Origin of the sequence: Diplocloster modestus, from assembly GCF_019042245.1 — a bacterium.
Lineage (GTDB): Bacteria > Bacillota > Clostridia > Lachnospirales > Lachnospiraceae > Diplocloster > Diplocloster modestus.
In genome coordinates this window covers 620,136-641,333 of the sequence record NZ_JAHQCX010000001.1, presented here as the reverse complement: position 1 = coordinate 641,333, position 21,198 = coordinate 620,136, and the positions used below count along the sequence as shown (strand labels likewise).

Sequence of the window (21,198 nt, the reverse complement as noted above, 5' to 3'; positions counted from 1 at the left end):
CACTGCTTTTCATTCTCCTTTCGTCTTCCTGCGCCTAGTAAATACACTTTCCGCAATGTTATTCCTTTTCAGAACCGTGCGTGCGGCTTTCCCGCGCGCTTATCCCTTTACAGCGCCGGCAATCATGCCGTTTTGTACCTGCTTACTTAAAAGAACGTATATCAGCATCGTGGGAATCGTCGCCACGACAAGACCCGCGCCAATCGGCCCCCATTCCGTGCTATGCTGCCCCACCATTGCCATTAGCCCTACGGTCAGGGTTTTCAGCTTTTGTTTATTGATAAAGGTGACAGCGAACATCAGCTCATTCCAGGAAGAAAGGTAAGTGAAAATCATAATCGTGGAAATTGCCGGCTTCGCCAAGGGAAAAATGATGGATACGAACATCCTCCAAACGCTGGCCCCGTCAATTACCGCCGACTCTTCCATCTCGTTAGGAATGGTTTTAAAATAATTGGTCAGCAAAAGAACCGCTAAAGGGATTGCAAAGCCCACATAAGGGATAATCAGCGCCCAATAGGTATTTAACAGATGGATATTTTTAAGTACCAGAAAAACGGGCAAAAGCGCCGCATGCAGCGGGATCATCATTCCCAGTAAAAAAATATTAAAAACCGTTTGCTTTAACTTCCAATGCATCCTTGCAATGGCATAGGACGCCATGGAAGCTAAGGTCAGTGTAAAAAACAAAGTGGCGGCGGTTACAATAACGCTGTTCAGCAAATAAACACCAACGTCGGAATCCTGAAAGGCAACTGCATAATTCTCCCAAATGAATTTAGACGGAAGCCACATGATATTTCCGGAATAGATATCTATATTGGTTTTCAGGGAGAAAAACACAAGCCATATTAGAGGATAAATCTGAAGGACTGCCACAAGGGCTAAGCAAATCCACAAAAGCCACTTTTTCAGTGGCCATTGATGACGGGCGCGGGACTGGAATGTATTTGCGGACATTTTTATTCTCCTTTCCTCAATTATTTTCTTTCTGTAAAGCTTTTTGAATAATCAAAGTGAAAATGAGACATTCGATCACAATAAAGATTGCAATTGCGCTTCCGTACCCATATTGATTCCTTTGAAAGATTGCGCTGTACATTACAGTGCTTGGAACCTCGCTCGCGTGCATGGGGCCGCCTTTTGTCATGATGTATACAATGTCAAACACCTTCAGAGAACCGATCACCGCAAAAATAACACACGTTGTCAGCGTGGATTTGATTAAGGGAATGGTGATTTTGGCGGCTATTCTCGGACCCGAAGCCCCGTCTATTCTGGCAGATTCGAAAATTTCGGTTGGGATCGCTTTGATTCCCGCGTACATGATCAGCATCTGATATCCGATATATTGCCAAACGGTTGGAACAAACGCAGACAGCAGCGCGGTTTTAGGATCAGCCAGCCATTGATGGGCCAAACCGTCCAGCCCGATCCCATTCAGCAAGGTATTTAAAAGGCCATACTCGGGTTGATAGATTTTAGTCCAAAGCTGGCCGATTACCACTGTGGAGAGAATGACCGGAACGAAATAGACCGTCCGGTAAAAGTTTTCGCCCGGCACACCGTTGGCCAAAACGAGCGCTAAAAGCAAAGAGATCGGAAGCTGGACTAACACGGATAAAGCAACCAGCAGGATAGAATTCCCAATCGCCTGAAAAAATCCGTCGGTATTCCCCACAAACATCGTTTTGTAGTTTTCAATACCAATCCACATCTTTTCGCCGATCCCATCCCAGTCCAAAAGGCTGTAATAGGCAGACATGATAATCGGGAATAGAACAATCAGAAGAAAGAGGGTCAACGCAGGCAATACAAATAAACATATAACCTTTTTATTTCCCAGTGTCTGTTTCATAGGAGCACCTTTTCTCATGGAGGCTGAGCCGCCAAAACCTTTCCGTTATATTACTTGGCAGAGAAAGCAATGGGCAGCCGGGCTTTTCCCCGACTGCCCCCGACTGCCCATTTGTTTTAATCGGATATTTTATCCATTGCTTTCGCAAATTCTTCTCCATTGGATTTACCGCCGAACAAATTAGCAACAGCGCTTAGGTGGATGTCAGCATCCTCCCCCTCAAGAAACGTATCCCATGCCAGCATAAAGCCCGATGCTGTTTGTGACAATTCGGTGATTTGACGTGTCAGAGGATCGATTTCCGACATATCCACATCCAGCTTCCAGGCGGGCAGGCTCGCGCCGGCCAGATAGCTTTCACGGCACAAATTTTCGCAGATGTACTTCAGCGCGGCCACGGACTCTTCCGGATGCTCGGTCTGAGCGCTGACCATAAACGTATCGATGGCGCCGCCCAAAAAGACGTCAGGATCTTTACCGCCGCTTACAGACGGAACGTTCTTTACCGTAATATGATCGCGGGCCAAGGAATCCTCCGCCATAAAGGTGGTCGCCGCCCAGTCGCCCATCAGGATCATCGCGGCTTTCTCCTGAGCGAAATTCGCCTCGGCCTCCGCTTCCTCACGTCCCATGACCGCATCAGAGAAAGCTCCGGCGGAAACCAGATCCGCGAGCAATTGACCGGACTGCGCAAATTCCGGGGTGTCAAAGCTGGTTTCCTTTGACAGCGCTTTGACGCATTCCTCCATTCCGGCGGTGCGCAGCGCAAAGGCGTTCTGCCATTGAATTCCAGTCCAAAGCTCTTTCTCCCCGCATTCAATAGGGGTCAGGCCCACGGACTTAAATTTTTCCACTGCGGTAAGCAGTTCATCATAGGTATCGGGTACTTTTACACCGTTATCGTCAAACAGCTTCTGATTGCAATAGAGTACCCCCAGCCACATGTAAGAAGGCAGTCCATACACCTTTCCGTCGTATGTATAATTTTCCAGGGTACCGGGAAGGATATTGTTTTTGATCGTATCATCGATATAAGGGGTAAGCTCCAGCACCCGCCCTGCGTCGACAAAGGGTTTTGCAAAGCCGGCGCCCCAGCTGAAGAAAATATCCGGAAGCTCGTTGGACGAAGACGCTATTTTAATTTTTTGCTTATAAGATTCTGTATTGATCGTGTCCACTTCGATTTGTACATTTGGATTTTCTTCATTCCATGCCGCGATCACATTGTCCAGCGGCTTTTTCATGCCGTCGGAATCGGAGGGCCATTGGGACCAAAGTGTTAAGGTGATCGGCTTCTGAGGCTCCTCGGACTCGGGCGCGTCCGTTTCACTGGATGTGCCGGGTGCGGCCGGCTCCGCTGGAGTGGCAGCGGAACCGCATGCTCCAACAGAAAGCATCAAAGTGGCTGACATTATTACGCTTAAAATCTTTTTCAACATTTTTATCTCCCCCTATTAATTTATTTTATATATTTAGTATATATACGGATCAGGCTGTTCTCCATTCACATTTTGTACGTAACATTTCATTATTTTGACATTCCTCATGCTTCCTTAATCCTTTTCCTTGTTTTGACATTCCTCATGTTCCCGCACTCCTTTTCCTTTTATAAGGCTCTTACGATAATCCGCCGGAGCGATCCCTGTTTGCTTTTTAAAACAAATGCTGAAATAATGCGGATCAGGAATTCCCACAAGCTCCCCCACCTGGTAAAACGGCAGACTGCCGTCCTGCATCAATTCCTTGGCCTTTTCGATACGGACGCACAGCAAATACCGAACAAACGTAACGCCGAATTCCTGCTTAAACAGGCGGCTCAAATAGCCCGTGCTCAGATGCGCCTCGCGTGACAGGTCGGACAGGGAAAGATCGTGGCAGGACAGGTTTTTCATAATGTAATCGCCCAGCAGCTCTGTGACGACAGGCCGGCAGCCGGACATATGCGCCTTCTGCTGCGGTTCGTCTGTACTCTTAGCGCGCAGCTTATTCAGCTCTTCACGCTTTTCCCATTCACTCTTGATCTGCTCCTTCAGACGTCCCATGGTTTTTTTGATCTCCCGAGGATCGATTGGTTTTAATAAAAACGCGGATACCCCCGCCTCGATGCTTCTCTGCGCATATTCAAATTCCTCATATCCGGTTAAGACGACGATTTTAACCTCGGGGCACCGCTTTTTCGCTTCCGCGCTAAAGGAGATTCCGTCCATCTCCGCCATGCAAATGTCCGTGATAACGATGTGCGGACGAAGGCGTTCCAGTATGGGGAGTCCCTGCTCTGCATTCTCCGCTTCCCCAACGATCTTTATCCCCAGATTTTCCCATGCCACACTTTTTTTCAGCAGATTTCGGATAAACCTCTCGTCATCAACGATCATCAAACGAAACCATTCTGTTTTTGTCATCTGAATTCCCCCCCATAGCAGTAACCCGAATTGTGATTTTAGTGCCAAGCCCCTCTGCGCTCTCAATTTTTACCGCGTCCTCAACCCCATAAAAAATACGGATCCTCTCCAGCGTCCCCCATAGCCCAAAACTTCCCTTATTATTATCCTCCTGGGCGGACAGCAGCGTCTGCAAAAAGCCGGCGCTCATACCAACGCCATCGTCAGCCACAACAAGCTCCAGCATATCTCCCATCCGCTCCGCTGTTATACGGATGACTCCGCGGCCCTTGGGCTTAATGCCATGATACAGGCAGTTTTCTGCCAAGGGCTGCAAGAGGAGCTTCAATACCATACACTCCTTCGCCGCGTCTGCCACATGAAAATAAACGCGGAACAGCTTTCCGTAACGCATTTTTTGAATTTTCAGATAATTGCGAACCGAATCCACCTCTTCCTGTACTGTGATCATCTTTTGCCCCTTGCTAAGACAAGTCCGATAGTAGCTGCCCAAAGATTTTGTTACAGAATAAGCCTTCTTATTCTCTTCAGAGAGCACAAGGTAGCTGATCGTATCTAAAGTATTATATAAAAAATGAGGCTTGATCTGGGCCTGAAGCAGCTCCTGTTCAATGGTTCGCATACGCTTTTGATCCTCCACCGCTTTCTCCAAAAGGGTTTTGATCTGTTCGGTCATCGCGTTGTATCGATCCTTAAACTGCCCGATTTCATCCCTTCCTACAATAATATCAATTTTTTGAAAATTCCCATCCTCAACCCGCCCCATCGACGCAATCAAACGCTTCAGCGGATGCGTAACAAACTTAGATACGAAAACCGCGTCCCCAAACAGGAGCAGAAATGTTACAAACAGAATGAAAAGTGTCGCGGCGCCCAATACGTTCAGATCCACTTGTTCGCTCTGGTAGGGCATAATGCTGACGACCGTCCAGGGCGCCTGTGCAAGAGACTCCCGCGTGAGAAGATAGCGTACCCCATCCGCCTCCATGGTGCTGTGACCCAGTTCCCGCTCGGAAAGAAGCTGAATTTGTCCCGCTATCAGATCTTTATGCGTCTCCAGGCCGGGAGGCAGGGTTTGCGTCACCTTGGTACCGTTCTCATCCAAAATCAGAATTCCCGTGTTGTATTCTACACAAATTTCCTGATAAGATTTTTCAAAGGTGGTGATGGGGATATTCAGCATCAGGATGCCAATCGGACGGAAGTTATTTATGTCGTTAATCACTCTGGCCATCGTCACAAACTGTTCCTCATCGCTGTTTTGGAAGATTCCGCCTCCATCGGTCACCAGAATATAGGTTCCGGCTTTTCTGATCACTTCATCATACCAAGGAATGTCGGAAAAACTTGTGATGGCCGGATCAATGCTCCGCTTATTGGAGCGCTCCACTCCATACCCCTGTACCGAGCGATCCATGATATGAATCGCCGACACTGAGGAATTTACCTCTAAATGGCGTGAAAGTGACTGCATCAGCTTTCCAAAATAGGAATAGTCGTCCAATTCCTGAGAATTATTCAGCAGGTACTGCACGTTGGGGTCAAATATTATGATTTTAGAAAACACGTTTTCATTTTCAAGGATGGAATCAATGCCGATCCGCACGGTGGACAGGGTTTGGGAAGCGGAGGAACTGACCCTTTCATACAATATTTTGGCATAAATCATCTGATAGATCGCGCTGACCCCCGCGATTATCAGAAGCATCGAGCATAGGTACAGCAAAATCAGCTTTGTCCCGATCCGCATATCCAAATATTTATTTTTCATCCTCATAAACAGATTCATTTCATTCCCTCATATGCGGTAAATTACTTAGTAAAAACCGCGAAAGAAACAGAATTCCATTTCTTTTGCGGTACTTTTATAATATAGAGAATACAATTGATTTTGTTGTTTCAATCCACGCTCGGTAATTTCACAGAATACGACTTTTATTGCTGCGTGTCTTGACCTCATGTCAGTGGGGGATACCGATTTCTCTCCGCCCACCACTGCCGTTAATCTTGTTTTGGGTGATTCATCTCGCCACCTGCAGAGATGGGAGAATTCTCACTTATTTCGTTAAATCATAATAGCACATATGCGCCAAAGAAACAACTCCGCAAAGGATGCTCTCAGATGCTCTTCTTTCTTATGTGATGCTATGCAGCGCTTGCCTGTAAAAAGGCGCGTAAAGCTCCGGAGGCAGAAAAATTTCCGCGGCCCATATCGCGGCCCCGGCCACCAGAGGATATCCGAGGGAATGGAAGCGGATGCTTCTGTCGGGGTGGGCTTCCGTCACTGTTTTTTTAATCATTTCAATTGCGGTCGGATTTTCCCCTTTCACATAAATCGAACCACCGAAAACGACGTCAAAAGCACTCCCAAAATCCAGTACATCGATGAGGGAATTGAGAGAGCGCCCATTTTCCACACCCATTTTAACAAGAATTTCCCTGGCTTGGGAATCCTCCTGGTTTGCAGCCTGGAATACGATCTTATTCAGATCACTCCGGAGAAGATCCCCGGATTGCATAAGATCCATTACTTCGTTAAAAACACTTTGCTCCGCCGCGGCCCCAACGGTTCTTCGCAGAAGGTCGGTCATTACGGTTTTAGGCGCGTTTTTATATAAAGAAGCATAGACAGAAGCGAGCATCTGGCCGGCCAGATAATCACCGCCGCCGCAGTCGCCGGATGCGTCGCCCAGTCCGCCTATCTGCATCTGCTCTCCTCTGCGGTCGATTCCGGCCACGGTGCAGCCGGTGCCATTGACCGCCGCCGCGCCGAACCCATTTGGGCATCCGGCTTTAATCGCCAGATAAGCGTCGTTGTAAACATAGGCATTTTTTAAAATACCGGTCTGGATGATAGAAGTTATTTCCCGCTGCTGCCTGGGCGTATCGACTCCCGCCAGGCCGAATACCCCGGCGCGGATTTGATTGATGGAAACCATCGCATCCTTCGTAAGGGCTTCCGCTGCCTGCTTCAGCATGCGGCCTAATTCCGCATAGCCGCCCAAAAGATGTTCATGGTTGGTACAGCCTATGCGCTTGCGCGCCGCCAGTTTTCCAAATTTGTCGAACAGCGCCAGATCACTTTTTGTACCGCCGCCGTCCACTCCCAGAAAGTAATCCATACTCATTGCCTCAGGAGAAGAATCGAGGCAGAAAAGCCCGGTTTGCCTCAAGCATTTCATCCAGCACACCCTTCGCCTTTCTGTAATCCCCGATTAACGGGTGAACCAGAAGCGCCTGCAGCGCATCGGTGTAGCTGCCGGTAACGGCGGCGCGGATCGTAAGCTTTTCATAGGCTTTTACCGCCTGCATTAATCCGATCATATGCCAATTATCAAAATGTCCAAGAGGAACCGGCTTCGCGCCGTCTCTCCCGACAACGCATTTTACTTCCACGGCGTCGTCGGGAGCCATGAAAGGAAAAGCGCCCTGGTTCAGCACATTCACCACATGATATTCCTGTTTATCGTTTTCCAGCGCTTCTATCAAAGAGACCGCCGCTTCTGAATAGTACGCTCCTCCGCGTTGGTTTAAAAGGTCTGGTTTTCCGCACAGAGAGACGTCCTTATACATTTTTAAAAGCTGAGCTTCAATCTGCTCGCATTCTTCACCGCGGCAAAGCTTTGCATCTCTGCATTTTTGAATATGTTCGTCCCGGAAATAATAATAAGAAGGATAATTCGCCGGGATGCCCCCAATCTGCTGGAGCATCTTCGGCGGATACGGAATTACCGGCGTGTTTTTCATCCCGCTGATCTCGGTTTCGTTCCCCAGCTGCTCCTGCAAAATCTCCCTGCCATCCGCGTAAAGGCCCGTCAGCCAAGCCAGGTGGTTCAGGCCGACATAATCGTAATCCACTGTTTTTGTACCCTTTGGCACACGCGGCATCGCATCCCGCAAAATCCCAGTGGGCACATTGCACAACCCGATCATCTTAATTTTAGTAAGGTTCAGCACCGCGTCCGCCATGATACCGGATGGGTTTGAGAAATTAATAAACCAAGCGGACGGCGCCAATTTTTCCATGGTGTCCGCAATATTAAGAATGACGGGAAGCGTCCGCAGGGCATTCATAAATCCCCCCGCGCCGGTTGTCTCCTGCCCGAGCAGCCCATATTTCAAGGGGATTTTTTCGTCCAGGATTCTGGCCTCCAGTTTTCCAACACGGATTTGTCCCAAAACATAATCCGCGTTGGAGACCGCTTCACCGAGATCCTCGGTCAAAACAAATTTTGGGTGCATATCGTTCGCTTCCAGCATTCGTTTGGTAAGTCCGGCCACAATTTCATTCTTTTCTCTGTCAATATCCATCATGTAAAAGGAATCGACGTCCAAAACCTCTTTTCGGTCGATAAATCCTTGTATCATCTCCGGAGAGTACGTACTCCCGGCGCCGATGACTGCGATTTTTAGTTTTCTCATAGCTGTAAACCCCTTTCCACGAATGGCGACGACCGTTCATTGAACCCGCAGTGCGGTAATCCTTCGCCTTATATTTTTCTGAAGCCAGCGTTATTTTATTGTCCTGTATTTTCAGCATACTCGCTCCGGAAGGAAATCTCTATTCACATTTCGGCTGTATTCTTTCATTTTTTGTACATGTGCAGTGTGTATCCTGCCCATCTAGATATTCTTGTGAAACTTTAGCTCGGAATTAAGGAGAATGTTTTGATTTTGGCATAAAAATTACCCCCTAAGTAGATTTTGGTTATTTACCTTGTCTACTTAGGAGGTATCCTATCATGCTGAACGGAATGTGCCAGTCCCCTCTCTACATTTCTTCCACTAATTTGCGGGCTGATTTTTCATCCAGGAACAGGCAGTTGATGTATCCTCCGGCTAATGCTCCTTTGAGGCCCTTTATTTTATCCTCGTCCATGACCACGCAGATTCTCTTATCTTTCTGTTTTACTTCTTCCAGGCTGATTCCGATGACCCTGTTGTAAAGTTCGTTATCCAGATGGGTACCATCCTGCCTGAAATAGCGGGAACAGATATCTCCCACATATCCTTCTTCTTTTAGGGTCTTGTAGTCCTGCTCCGTAAAATACCCTGACTGGATCAGGACGGAATCTTCCCGGATCTTTCCTACACTGAAAAGCAGGATATTCGCTTTGTGAATCAGTTCAAATATTTCCCGGATCTTCGAATCACTGTTTAACGCCTTCGCAATTTCGGAATTGTCTACAAAGGACGGTACGGGCAGGCTGTATCCGACTGCGCGGTAGTTTTTGGCAAACTTGGCCAGGATATTTTCCGCGCCTGTGCTGGTAGCGTTTCTGGACACACCGCCGTTCAATCCCACTATAGTTACATCGGACACATTCTTGGGCCGAAGGTTTTCGGCTACTCTTGCCAGCGTGTTGCCCCAGGAAAGTCCGATGATATCCCCGTCCCTGACGATCTGGTTTAGATAATCCGCTACCGCTAACGAGACATCCCGGGCAATGATATTCGGTTCATCGATATCCACATGAGCAACCGAAACATAATCCAGATGATATTTTTCCTTGATCTCCTGTTCCAGGTCGAACTGGGTGATAACCGGAAGATTCAGGGTATAGCTGACATATCCCATATCGACCGCTTTGTTGATCATACGTGATATGGTGGCATTGGAGAGATTTTCGCTTTGGGCGATCTCTTTTTGATTCATCCGAAGTAGAAAATATTTTTTCAATACCCGGTAAAGCTGTACCGAATTATTTGTATCCATGTAATAACCCCCGTTGCGCATCCCATTTTAATACTCTGAATTTTTATTTATGTTTAGCACTGACTATTTGTGACATATTCCCTGAATACCCGGATTCTCTCCTGAACGGATGGATACTTGCGTTTGGTTTCTTCGGAAAGTATGCCCCTTTCCAGCGCTTTGTCAGCCATCTTTTCATGTCCGATGACCGCCCAGGCCACATCGTCGAAATATTTCTTTTCTTCTGTGGTCAGCGTGGTGTTGATGAACGGCTGGCGCGGCTGATTGATATCCTCCCCGCAGACTTCCAGCATATTATAGCGGGCACACAGATCACGGACCCGCTTTACCTGATCCTCGCTGTTCCGGCTGGGCGCATAGCTGAATCCCTGCATTCCGTACTCGGATACGTATTTGAACAAATCATCCAGGATATCATCCTCGAATTTCTGAGTTTTCTTATCTCCGGTAACGGATTCTCCCCGGACATCGCCCAGGTACGTATAGGTCGGTATACATCCCAGCGAATTCAGGAACGGGATCGTCTTTTCCACCTCCGGCGTCTCCTGCGCATTGGCCGGCACATACATATTTTCAGAGAAAAATCCTTTTAACAGATTCGTCAGGTCATAATCATAAATCGGGCTGGCTGTATCCAACAGATACTCCTTCACCTTCCCGGACAACGGGATCTCCAGTTTCTTCTCCAGGAAATCCACAAGAGCCTGTCCCCTGCCATATTTCTCAATCATCCGCTGGCCGGTGGCAAACAAAAGATGCCTTTCGGTGATCGTGCCCTTTTCCTTCCAGCGGGATACCGGAACCACATGGGCGTCAAAATCCAGATTCATGCCGTAATTACTTAAGATTGCGTCAACTTTTTTCACCATCGCCCGGTTTCTGATCTCACGGGCCTCCCGGATCGGGACCAGGAATTCCTCGATCTGCCCAAGCGAACGGATGGGAACTCCATGAACCGGGAAATAGCCCACGGATAATTGATCCGGATTATTGAACTTCTTTCCCTTCAGCGGAGTATTATCCCAGTTTAACCGCACTTCAAAACCAACCGTAGGTATCACGCCTAAAATTCCACAGGCCTCTTTGAATTCCAGACAGCCCGCTACAGATTCATGGTCTACGATCCCGCAGGTGGCCAAACCTACCGTGTACGCTTTCCATGCAATTTTGGAAGGGCTGTACGGAGAAAAAGAATATTGGGAATGCACATGGTTATTACATTCATCCTGTCTTGGCACACTCGGGATTTCCCCGTTATCTACAGCCTGCTTTAAATCCCGGACCGCCTGGAGCCGTACTTCCCGTTGTGCGTGGTTCAGGTTTTCTATCAGGTTCTCAATCTTATCCATAATTTCCTCCAGTGCCGCATTTACTGCGGCTCTATTTCAGGTATGGTGATACCATTTCCTCCAGTGCCGCATTTACTGCGGCTCTATTTCAGGTATGGTGGTACCATTTCCTCCTGGTATTGTATCACAATTTTCTTCTATCCAGTATTTTAATATAGCATTTATACTGATTTTCCCAATATTCCCTATCCGCGGGGGCACAGTGATACAGCTCGCTGGAGTTTGCGCACAGCGCGCGCCCTTCTTCCACATTCTTAATCTTCTGATCCGCGATCAGCTGGAAGATCAGGTTTCCGACAGCCGTAGTCTCTGTAGGCCCGCAGACGGCAGGAATACCCATGGCATCTGCGATCCACTGGCACAGCATATGATTCTGGGTACCGCCGCCCACCAGCTGGAGAAGCTCCAGCTTATCGCCGGTCACGCTGGTCACAGCTTCAAAATTCTTCCGGATGGTCAGCGCCAGGCTTTTATAGGCGCAGCGGGCCACTTCACCCAGTGTCTGCGGAACATCCTGATAAGTTTCCCGGCAGTATTTCCGGATCATTCCGGGCATATCCGGCTGGAATTCGCCAAAGGGCCCTTCATCCACATCAAACACACAGTTCAGATCATCGGCCGCCTGGGCTTCTTTTACGATATCATCCCAGGAAATCTCTCTTCCGGCATCGTGGTTCCATTTTTTCCTGCACTGCTGGATTACCCACAGGCCGTTGATATTCTTTAGCAGCATACTCTTGCCGGCCACACCGCCTTCATTTCCGAATTCCAGCGGAACCACTGCCGGGTCCGTCATAGGACCGTCCAGCTCCAAACCGGCCAGGGCCCAGGTGCCCAGGCTTACGAATCCCCAGGTCTTATCATTTTCTACTACCGGAATTCCAGACACGGCGGACGCGGTATCGTGGGTCGCCGGTATAACCACATTGATCGGGTTAATGCCCAGTTCCTCACAGACCGAAGGTTTGATCGGCCCGAGCAGCGTTCCGGGTTCGGATAGTTTAGTGAAGATGTCGGACCGAAGTCCCAGTTTTTCACATATCTTTGTCTCCCAGCAGCGGTTCTTCTGGTCAACCATCAGGGTCATGGTGGCATTGGTGAATTCATTGGTCACCTTGCCGGTCAGAAAATAATTCAGAAGATCCGGTATCATCAGCAGATGCGCGCCATACCTGTATTCGGAAGCGTTTTTCTCTTTCAAGGAGTACAGCTTATAGATTCCCATAATCCGGTTGCAGGGGCCCTGCGACAGTTCAAACAAATCTTCCTCGGACAGAATCGAGTGCATCTGAGCGGACAGCCGGTGCTGGCTTTCATCCCGATAGTGCAGAGGATTCCCCATAAGGCGGCCTTCCTCATCGATAAAACCGAAATCACAGCCAAAGGAATCGATGGCTACGGAATGTGCATCCGGATACTTTTTCAGTGCTTTCTGAATTCCTGTCTTGACATCGGAGAGGATTCGTAAGATATCCCAGAAATACTCTCCCTCATTGGCAAACACCGGAACATTGTCAAATCGATAGACAATGTCAAAATCAAACTTCTCATCCCCATAATTTGCTACGATAACTCTGCCGTTACTGGCTCCAAGATCCACAATAATATAATTATCCATAAAAATCCCTTCCCTTATCTATGTATTTTCTTACGGATTCTGTGTATTGCTGTTACGGATGGATCACTACTTTCATAATATTCTCATCCCGGATGGATGTAAAGCCCTGTTCGATATCATCCAGAGTGACAATTTTCTCGATATATTTTTTCGCGTCCAGCTCATGAGCCTCCATCATATCCATGATCTGCTGCATAAACCCGGGTGTCGTCGCGTGAACTCCGCATATCTGAAGCTCCTTATAATGAATCAGATTAGAATCGATAAATCCCTTGCTCTCACCCGGAAGACCGCCGAACAGGGAGATTCTTCCCATCTTAGCTGCGATCTCCTGGGCCTCCGTCTGAACAGAAGGCACCGAGGTGGCGGTGATCACCACGTCCGCTCCTTTGTTGTCCGTCAGCTTCATAACCTCTTCTTTGGTATTCTGGGTGAACGGATTGATCCATTTCACGCCCGGTACTTTTTCCATGGCGATCTTACCGCGTTTTTCCACCGGCTCCACTACGATAACATTGCGTGCGCCTTTTCGCAGAGCCAGCTCTGCGTGCAGACAGCCGATCATACCGCTTCCGTAGACTACCACATCATCACCCGGCTGTACATGCATATAGCTCTGGCCATTTAACGCACAGGCCGCCGGTTCGATCAGGGTAGCGTCGTCATATTCGATGGTATCAGGTAATTTTAAAACATTTCCCATCCGAATCGCTTTGGCCGGAACCTCCAGGTACGGAGCGAAAACCCCTTCATACTGGAAGCCGATGGTTTCCAGATGATCACACATATTGGTATGTCCGGATTTACACGGATAACACTCCCCGCAGCCGATCGCAGGTGCCACCGTGACACGGTCCCCTTCCTTCCAGCCGAATTCTTTCGCGTAGGGGCTGGCATAGATAATGTCTCCGGCACACTCATGGCCCAGAATACGCGGAACTGCAATCTTACTGCTGCCCTTTAAAAACGTTCTCATATCCGTGCCGCAGATAGACGCCGCTTTGATCTGAACGATCAAATTATCTTCTTTTTGCACCGGATCCGGCATATCGCTGATCTTGAGCTTACGTTCTTCGTCCATAATAAATGCTTTCATAATCTTCCTCCAATCGCGGGATATACGCCCGCTTCCTATCCCTTACAGTGGTAAGCCGCCTGAGGATCGGCAAAATGTGTTCCATTTGGCACTACCCTCAGGCGTATTTTATTTCCCAGTATATAATTAACCTTCTACAATCTTGATTCCTGCACTGGTTCCAAGCCTGGAAGCACCTGCTTTGATCATGGCGTCCGCGTCCTCTTTATTCCGGATACCGCCGGATGCTTTTACTTTCACTTCCGGTGCTACTGTTTTATACATTAGAGCCACGTCTTCCACGGTAGCGCCGCCGGTGGAGAATCCGGTGGAGGTCTTGACGAAATCGGCTCCCGCTTCCTTGCAAACCTTGCATACTTCAACCTTTTCCTCATCCGTCAGCAGACAGGTCTCGATGATCACTTTCAGGATCGTGGGGGATTTTGCCGCTGCTCTTACCGCGGCCACATCTTCTTTCACCCGCGCATAATCATGCTCTTTGGCAGCGCCGATATCGATGACCATATCCACTTCGCCCGCTCCGTCTTCCACTGCCTTCTTAGCTTCCAGGGCTTTGATCTCGGAAGTGTTGGCTCCCAGAGGGAAACCGATCACGGTACAAACCTGGACAGTGGTATCTTTTAAGATGTCATAAGCGAAACTTACATGTTTCGGATTGATGCACACGGAAGCAAAACTGTATTTTTTCGCTTCCTCGCATAATTTTTTAACGTCCTCGGTGGTAGCCTGGGGTTTCAGAATGGTGTGATCTACATAACCTGCAATATTTGTATTCATGATAATATCTCCTTTTTTAATATGTTTTTCTGTTATCTCATTGAAAAGTTACACTATCTTCGTTTACGCTTTTTCTTGATTTAATCTCATTTATGTATCCGGCTATGCTATTGTTTTAATCCACATTTACATATGTTTGCTTCTATTTTAAGAAACCGTTGGGATAAAACATAATCTTATTAAAAATAATAGATTTCTCATCGATCTTTTTGAACGTATCCGGCACATCCTCCAACAGCAATTTGTGGGAAATCAGCAGATCCGGATTCAATTTCTTCTCGCCCATCAGTCTGGCTGCCTCAGTCCATTCTTTTCCTGGGAAAGGATTGGAGAAGGAGTTCCAGCTTCCCTTTATAGCCAGCTGATATCTTAAGATATTGTCCACGGCCTGTTCGGATAATTCCAATCCCTTGTGGGAAATCCCAAGAAATACGACTCTTCCCATCTTGCCGGTAACCAAAATCGCGTTATGCTGCGCAACCGGAGCACCGGACATATCAAAGGATACCGTAACTCCTTTACCATTCGTATGATCCAGCACCGCTTTCACCGCATCATTCTTTAAAGAGTTCACAGTAAAGGTAGCGCCGCACTCCACTGCGTTTTCCAGTTTGGAATCATCGATATCCACAGCAACGATCGTTTTGATTCCCATTGCCTTCGCATACTGAATCGCGAATAAGCCGATGGCCCCCAGACCAAATACACAAACGGAATCCTCCGGTGTCACATCTCCTCTTAAGAACGCGTGGATCGCATTGGCCGCGGGATCAACGGTTGCGCCCCAGTCGAAAGGCGTATCCTGGGACAATTTCACCAGGTTCTCCGCTTTTACCGCCAAATATTCCGCAAACGCACCGTCGTTTCTGGAACCATAATATTTATATTTTTCACAGAGGGAGTACTCACCCTTTTGGCACCACTCGCATTCGTGGCAGGGAAGTAACGGAGCTGCGCAAGCTCTGTCGCCGATCTCCCATCCGCCTACTTCAGATCCGATCTCAACGATTTCTCCGGCGAATTCGTGACCAGGGATAATCGGAAGTACATGGGAACCGAACTGCAGGATTCTGGGAATATCGGAACCGCAGATACCGACTGCCATAATTTTCAGCAGGACTTCATCGCTGCCCGGTGCAGGCTTCGCTGTCTCAATCAGCTGTAAATGTTTTACTTCTGTCATCTGAATCGCTCTCATTTTAATTCCTCCATTTTGGTTTGCAATGTGTTTGTGAAATTATTTTCATCACATGAAAATAATATCACTGACACTCCAAAAAGTCAATAGGACTTTTTCCATAATTTATTCCATGATTCAGGTATTATTTTGGGCATATTATAACTTGGTTTTTTCATAGGTCCGGGTGCCGGGCAAAGGGCTGGTGGTCCCGAAGGGGCCGTCGCTTGTACCAGTGCAGGGAATGTGGGAGCCGGCGGAGGAACAGGACACCTGGAAGGGCACAAAAGGATTCCGTGGACTGGGGAGAGGAGCGAAAAGTCCGGTGCTGCGGAATGCTTGAGGGAAAACTGTTTCAGATCTTACGGAGAAGAAAAAAGAACCCTGCAGGGCCGGGACACTGTCTGAGCCGAACGGCGAGTTTGTCCCGGCCCTGCGTAATAAAGGGTTCTTTTTTCTTCGTAGTTAGATCTGATTCGGTTTTCCCGATGCATCCCGCAGCACCGGACTTTTCGCTCCTCTCCCCAGTCCACGGAATCCTTTTGTGCCCTTCCAGGTGTCCTGTTCCTCCGCCGGCTCCCACATTCCCGGCCCTATTATCCATTCATTCCGCCTCCACTACAAGTTTCATCAGTTCCAGGGCGCATACTTCATGACCGGTCTTTGTTGGATGGCTGGTTTTATTGGACAGCATTTTCCGGAGCGGATAGCCGGATTTCAGGAATTCTTCCCAGATGCCGCAGATATCGGCCAGGCAGATGTTCTGTTTCGCTGACAGATCACGGACGCAGTCTATCCGCTCCCGGAACAGGCGGTGCATGTCCTGGCTGCTCCAGATGACAGGGTTGGGCGTCATCAGGATGAGATCGGCCTGGGTTTCCGAACGGACCCGATCGATCATGCGGATCAGAGCCTGACGGAAATCGGCGGTGGTTTTGTCCGGCTGCCAGTTAATGGTTCCGTTTATAAGGACCAGATCCGGGTTGTGGGACAGTACATCCCGCTTCAGCCTTTGTTCCATGCCGAATATGGTATCTCCGGCAATTCCGGCGTTGAGAACACTTACCGAGGTCTGCTCATATGTGTCGATCAGTTTTCGGCGGAATTTTTCGTGGTATACTTCCCTGGGATCTGCGATCTCGATTGGCCTCGTCTTGTCAAATGGGCCGTTTAAGGGCTGCAGATTTTCAAAATGTCCGGCTGTGACGCTGTCTCCTATTGCCACGATCAATGGATTGTGCCGCTCCAGGCCGTCTTTTTCATGGCCCCAGGGTAGTAATTCTCCTACCATACCGGTGTTCTGCCGCATAATTCTGGTAAACTGTGCCGGTCTGGCCGCGCAGGTTATTTTGTGGTTTCGGGCTGTTTCCAGAAAGAGTGCGGCAGCGCTCTCTTCCATCTCGTAGACCGTACGCATGTAATCTCTCCTTTTTGTCCGTTGAACCGGACGGTGTTTAAAGGATTGTTCACTTCTGGTTGTATGAATTGTATTTTCGGATCAGTTCCGCGCAGTTTAGGACTTTTTCCATCAGCATGGAACGGTTGAAGTAGTAATGGTTCGCCGCCTCGTAGCCGATACTGGGATTGCGCAGCATCAGGCGGTATGTGGTTACGGCCAGTTCCAGTTCTTGTTCTGCGAGTTGGGAAAGCGCACTCTGCCGTTCCTGTGCGGATAGCTTTATATGGCCGTCCCGGATTCGGATGAACCGGATCTGGTTATAGGAGGAGCGAAATAGAATACCGCACATATGAGCTGTATCCTTAAATTCACATTCATCCAGGGATGTAAGTTCCTGCATGCCATCCTGCCAGCCTTCGGCCACCCTCCGGAAACAGTCCTCGTAGAGATCTTCCTCAAAGATAGTTCTCCAGCTGTCCAGATCATCAAACGCATAGCAGGTCATAGTCGCTTTTAGCCCCGTTGGTTCGCTGTACAGGAGGTTGGAAGGGCCCGCGTTGTGAGGGCCGTTGTATACACTTTCCACATAGAACGGATAGTTGGAAAATGCCTCGCAGAATTTGTGTACTGCCCGGCTTACCGCCGGTGCATTTTCGTGATATAGGAATTTTAAGGCTTCCTCATAGGAAAAGGATTTATTTTTCTCCTCCTCAAAGAAAAAGCTGGAGGCGAATTTTAAATTTTCCGAGGGATATCCACCTAATGTCCAGCTCACCATCAGGTTTTCCACACCCAGCTCCTTCAGGTTCCGCATGATTTTCAGGATATTTTCGTAGACCGGGATATAAGGGGCTGTGGATGCCTCCCAGGTATTGTTCAGCTGGACTTTGGCCGCCGTTGCATGGCCGTTCTCTTTGGCATAGTCCCAGAACGTACGGCTCTGGACACTGGGTCCGATTCTGCTTAAGGTATAATCCCGCAGGTGTTCTTTCACAGGCCCTACCGTGTAATCCAGATGTTCCTCATTGGTGCACATCAGGGTAATTCCCGGGTCCAGCGCTTCGATGCAACGGCGGACGCCGTCATTTCCCATGGGTGACCAGGACCAGGTCCAGGCAAAGACCTGTATGGACGGATCCACAGACCGGGCCGTGCTGGCTATGAGAGAATTCAGTTCGGCGACCACTTCCCAGGGTTTTTTGTTCCGGCAGCGGGGACATTCCTGTGCTTCCTGTGTATCGACGTGGGAATAGCAGTTTGTATGATTTTCGGAGCGGGTAATGGTAAAAAATCCACCCAGCCCAGGGGCCTTTTCACAGAGCATTCTCACCGCATCCCGGATATACCGCTGTACTCCTTCCGACTGCGTGCAAAGGGAGGCATTTTCTCCAAAGGTATGTCCCTTTAGTTCCGGATATTTTTCAAAGAAGGACAGCGGCATGGAGCGCGGTTCGTTTAAGTACAGGTATATCCTTATACCGTAGCGCTGTCCAAGGGCAATCAGCTCGTTCAGATGTCCCATCCTCTCCTGCCATCCATCCGAAAGGGCAGGTTCAAATGGAAACGGCACCATCTTGTATAGGACGGCGGGCAGCCATACGCCGTTGATTCCCAACCTGGCGTAGGATTTCATCAGCTGCTCCGGATAAGAGGTTGAGACCGGTACATCAAAGGCATTCCCATAGATCCCACAGTAAGAATAGATAAATCGGGTAGTAAAGGAGGGGGTTCTTCTATAAGATGCTATGGGCAATGCCAAATGTCCGGGGCCCTGGGATAGAGCTTCCATATAAAGCAGCCCCCTGAAGATTCCATCCGGCGCTTTCGCCTCTATCAGAATCCGGTGCTTTTCGATGGTAAGTTCATGATATTCCCGCTGCTTCTGCCATTCCGGGTGAATGCGCAGTGTGAGCCGCCCCTCAGGGACAGGGTTTTTCTCGTCCTGCGCGGAAAATGCGAATCCATAATCTATTTTAAAATCGCGAAAAAACTGATTGACTGCTTCCGACTGCAGACATTCCGGGTCTGCTTCTAACACCCATCTGTCTGCACAGCCGGATATCATCCCTGCATGCAAGTCCTTTTTTTCAAAAAATGCAAAGGGCAGGGTGCAGTCTTCCCCGTCAAAATTCCGGATGTACTGCTCCATCACTTCCCGCAGCTGTTTCGTCTCCCGGCGCTCTTCCTGGTTCAGCTCCCGGTATAAAACCGGCTTACAGGCTGGTTTCAGACTTCCCAGCTTGATATCCAGGAAATCGTCCTCCTTCAGAATAAAAGCCAGCTGTTCAGAATCCCAGCCCAGTAGCTTCAGCAGCTGTTCATAGGGCAGCAGATACCAGGCGCTGCGAATTATGGTTATATATCCTTTTTCCATCCACTCGCCGGTATTTTTCTGCGGCGGAAGCGCCATATCCTGTGCCAGCTGCCGGATATGGGCCTCATCGGTCTCCAGAACTTCTGCCAGCCTAAAGGCCGGCACCATTTCCCAGAGTCTGAAAACGGCAGCCTGCATTCTTGTGGGGAAATGGGGAAGTTTAAGTTCTATGTCTTCCCTGATTTGTGGTAATGTATCTGTCAGCATATTTTTCCTCCCTGTCATTATAGTATGGCATAGGCAATATTGCGAAGCTTCCGGATAAAAGCTGGATTACAGTAACCGCAGCGCTGTGTCATAAAGAGCAGGATAAAATCATCTTCCCGGTTCACCGCCATATAAGGACCGGTCCAGCCGTCCCAGCCGAACTCACCGGGTGAGCCGCTGCTGGCCGCCTCGTTGGGCTCCTTGTAAAATCTCATAAAGTTCCCGTAACTGTATCCCTTCAGATGTTCAAAATAGATGGTTTTATCCTGCTCTTGTGTAAGCTGCGGCCTTAACATAAGATCCAGAGTTTTACGTCCCAGTATCCCTGTTCCATTTCTCTGTGTATTTCCCAACAGCATCACGGCAAATTTGGCATAATCACTCATCGTGGACAACAGGCCAGCTCCTGCTGATTCATAAGCCGGCAAAGAGAGACAGTCCGTTAGTCCCATGGTCCTCTCTTTTTCGATAACCAGCCTCTGGCTTCCATCTTCGTGAGCTTCCATGGAGTACAGTTGTGCCAGCCTGTCTGTTTTTTCCTTTGGGACATAGAATCCGGTGTCCTTCATTCCCAACGGTTCAAAGATCTCATTCCGATAGAATTCTCCCAGACTCATCCCCGCTGTCACCTCAATAATCCTGCCCATCACATCCGTACTGGTCCCATATCTCCACTGTTCTCCCGGCTGGAACGCCAGAGGCTTTTCGGCTATCGCGTCAACGACCTCTGCCGTGCTCATGGGATTCCCGTCCCGGTACCTGGTCCCCGACCTGGTAAATACTTCCTGCATATACGCCCCTACCGGGTCTGGATCCGGATAGACTAATCCCGATGTCATGCTCAATAATTCCCGGACCAGGATAGGCCGTTTGGCCGGTACCAGCCCTTTATCCGTATAAACCTGCATCTTTGAAAATGCCGGCAGATACCTGGCAACCGGTGCTTCCAGATCCAGGAGCCCACGCTCTAATTGTATATAAGCCGCTACCGCTGCTATGGGTTTGCTCAAAGAATAGAGCCTGAATATCGTGTCGTCTTGGACTACTTTTCCCGCTTCCCGATCCGCGTATCCGTAGTTTCCGCATAAAACCGGCACACCTTTGTGCAGGATCCGGACAGACGCGCCGGCAAACTGCTGCTGTCTCATCTCCTCCTGCACAATTCTATGAATACTTGCTTCCGCAGTGACTAAAAAGTTTCGGCCAGTCATTTTTATACTCCTTT

General features: G+C 48.8%; 16 protein-coding genes. All 16 read right to left on the bottom strand.

Annotated elements, in window-relative coordinates:
* Window positions 1-99: 99 nt before the first annotated feature.
* The 16 genes from KTH90_RS02830 to KTH90_RS02755 all read right to left on the bottom strand — a co-directional run bounded on the left by KTH90_RS02830 (window position 100) and on the right by KTH90_RS02755 (window position 21,184).
* A complete protein-coding gene (locus KTH90_RS02830) occupies window positions 100-960 on the bottom strand; it encodes a carbohydrate ABC transporter permease (protein WP_158352558.1) in 861 nt (286 codons plus the stop codon).
* 16 nt (window positions 961-976) lie between these two features.
* On the bottom strand, window positions 977-1,858 hold the full coding sequence (locus KTH90_RS02825) for a carbohydrate ABC transporter permease (protein WP_158352559.1): 882 nt from the start codon (window positions 1,856-1,858) through the stop codon (window positions 977-979).
* A gap of 116 nt (window positions 1,859-1,974) precedes the next feature.
* Entirely contained in the window at window positions 1,975-3,297 is a 1,323-nt protein-coding gene (locus KTH90_RS02820) for an extracellular solute-binding protein (RefSeq protein WP_158352560.1), read from the bottom strand.
* 114 nt (window positions 3,298-3,411) lie between these two features.
* Window positions 3,412-4,260, bottom strand: a complete 849-nt coding sequence (locus KTH90_RS02815) for a response regulator transcription factor (protein WP_158352561.1) — start codon at window positions 4,258-4,260, stop codon at window positions 3,412-3,414.
* Complete coding sequence (locus KTH90_RS02810) at window positions 4,223-6,049, bottom strand: cache domain-containing sensor histidine kinase (RefSeq protein ID WP_238726213.1); 1,827 nt, start codon at window positions 6,047-6,049, stop codon at window positions 4,223-4,225. Before KTH90_RS02810 ends, KTH90_RS02815 begins: the two co-directional genes overlap by 38 nt.
* Before the next feature lie 346 nt (window positions 6,050-6,395).
* The gene (locus KTH90_RS02805) at window positions 6,396-7,382 is read right to left on the bottom strand and encodes an N-acetylglucosamine kinase (protein WP_238726212.1); all 987 of its coding nucleotides are present in this window, start codon (window positions 7,380-7,382) and stop codon (window positions 6,396-6,398) included.
* 10 nt (window positions 7,383-7,392) lie between these two features.
* Window positions 7,393-8,682 (bottom strand): 6-phospho-beta-glucosidase, encoded by a 1,290-nt coding sequence (locus KTH90_RS02800; protein WP_158352564.1) that lies wholly within the window; start codon window positions 8,680-8,682, stop codon window positions 7,393-7,395.
* A 349-nt stretch (window positions 8,683-9,031) separates the two neighbouring features.
* On the bottom strand, window positions 9,032-9,976 hold the full coding sequence (locus KTH90_RS02795) for a sugar-binding transcriptional regulator (RefSeq protein WP_238726211.1): 945 nt from the start codon (window positions 9,974-9,976) through the stop codon (window positions 9,032-9,034).
* Between the two features lie 53 nt (window positions 9,977-10,029).
* Window positions 10,030-11,325: a PHP domain-containing protein gene (locus KTH90_RS02790; RefSeq protein WP_158352566.1), complete on the bottom strand. Its 1,296-nt coding sequence runs from the start codon at window positions 11,323-11,325 to the stop codon at window positions 10,030-10,032.
* 124 nt (window positions 11,326-11,449) lie between these two features.
* Window positions 11,450-12,943: a rhamnulokinase gene (locus KTH90_RS02785; RefSeq protein WP_158352567.1), complete on the bottom strand. Its 1,494-nt coding sequence runs from the start codon at window positions 12,941-12,943 to the stop codon at window positions 11,450-11,452.
* A 52-nt stretch (window positions 12,944-12,995) separates the two neighbouring features.
* On the bottom strand, window positions 12,996-14,039 hold the full coding sequence (locus KTH90_RS02780) for an alcohol dehydrogenase catalytic domain-containing protein (protein WP_158352568.1): 1,044 nt from the start codon (window positions 14,037-14,039) through the stop codon (window positions 12,996-12,998).
* A gap of 126 nt (window positions 14,040-14,165) precedes the next feature.
* Window positions 14,166-14,816: a deoxyribose-phosphate aldolase gene (gene deoC / locus KTH90_RS02775; RefSeq protein WP_158352569.1), complete on the bottom strand. Its 651-nt coding sequence runs from the start codon at window positions 14,814-14,816 to the stop codon at window positions 14,166-14,168.
* Between the two features lie 142 nt (window positions 14,817-14,958).
* A complete protein-coding gene (locus tag KTH90_RS02770) occupies window positions 14,959-16,014 on the bottom strand; it encodes a galactitol-1-phosphate 5-dehydrogenase (RefSeq protein WP_158352570.1) in 1,056 nt (351 codons plus the stop codon).
* A gap of 583 nt (window positions 16,015-16,597) precedes the next feature.
* A complete protein-coding gene (locus tag KTH90_RS02765; RefSeq protein WP_158352571.1) occupies window positions 16,598-17,410 on the bottom strand; it encodes an SGNH/GDSL hydrolase family protein in 813 nt (270 codons plus the stop codon).
* Window positions 17,411-17,459: 49 nt separating this feature from the next.
* A complete protein-coding gene (locus KTH90_RS02760; protein WP_158352572.1) occupies window positions 17,460-19,973 on the bottom strand; it encodes a hypothetical protein in 2,514 nt (837 codons plus the stop codon).
* Between the two features lie 17 nt (window positions 19,974-19,990).
* A complete protein-coding gene (locus tag KTH90_RS02755) occupies window positions 19,991-21,184 on the bottom strand; it encodes a serine hydrolase domain-containing protein (RefSeq protein WP_158352573.1) in 1,194 nt (397 codons plus the stop codon).
* Between the last annotated feature and the right edge of the window lie 14 nt (window positions 21,185-21,198).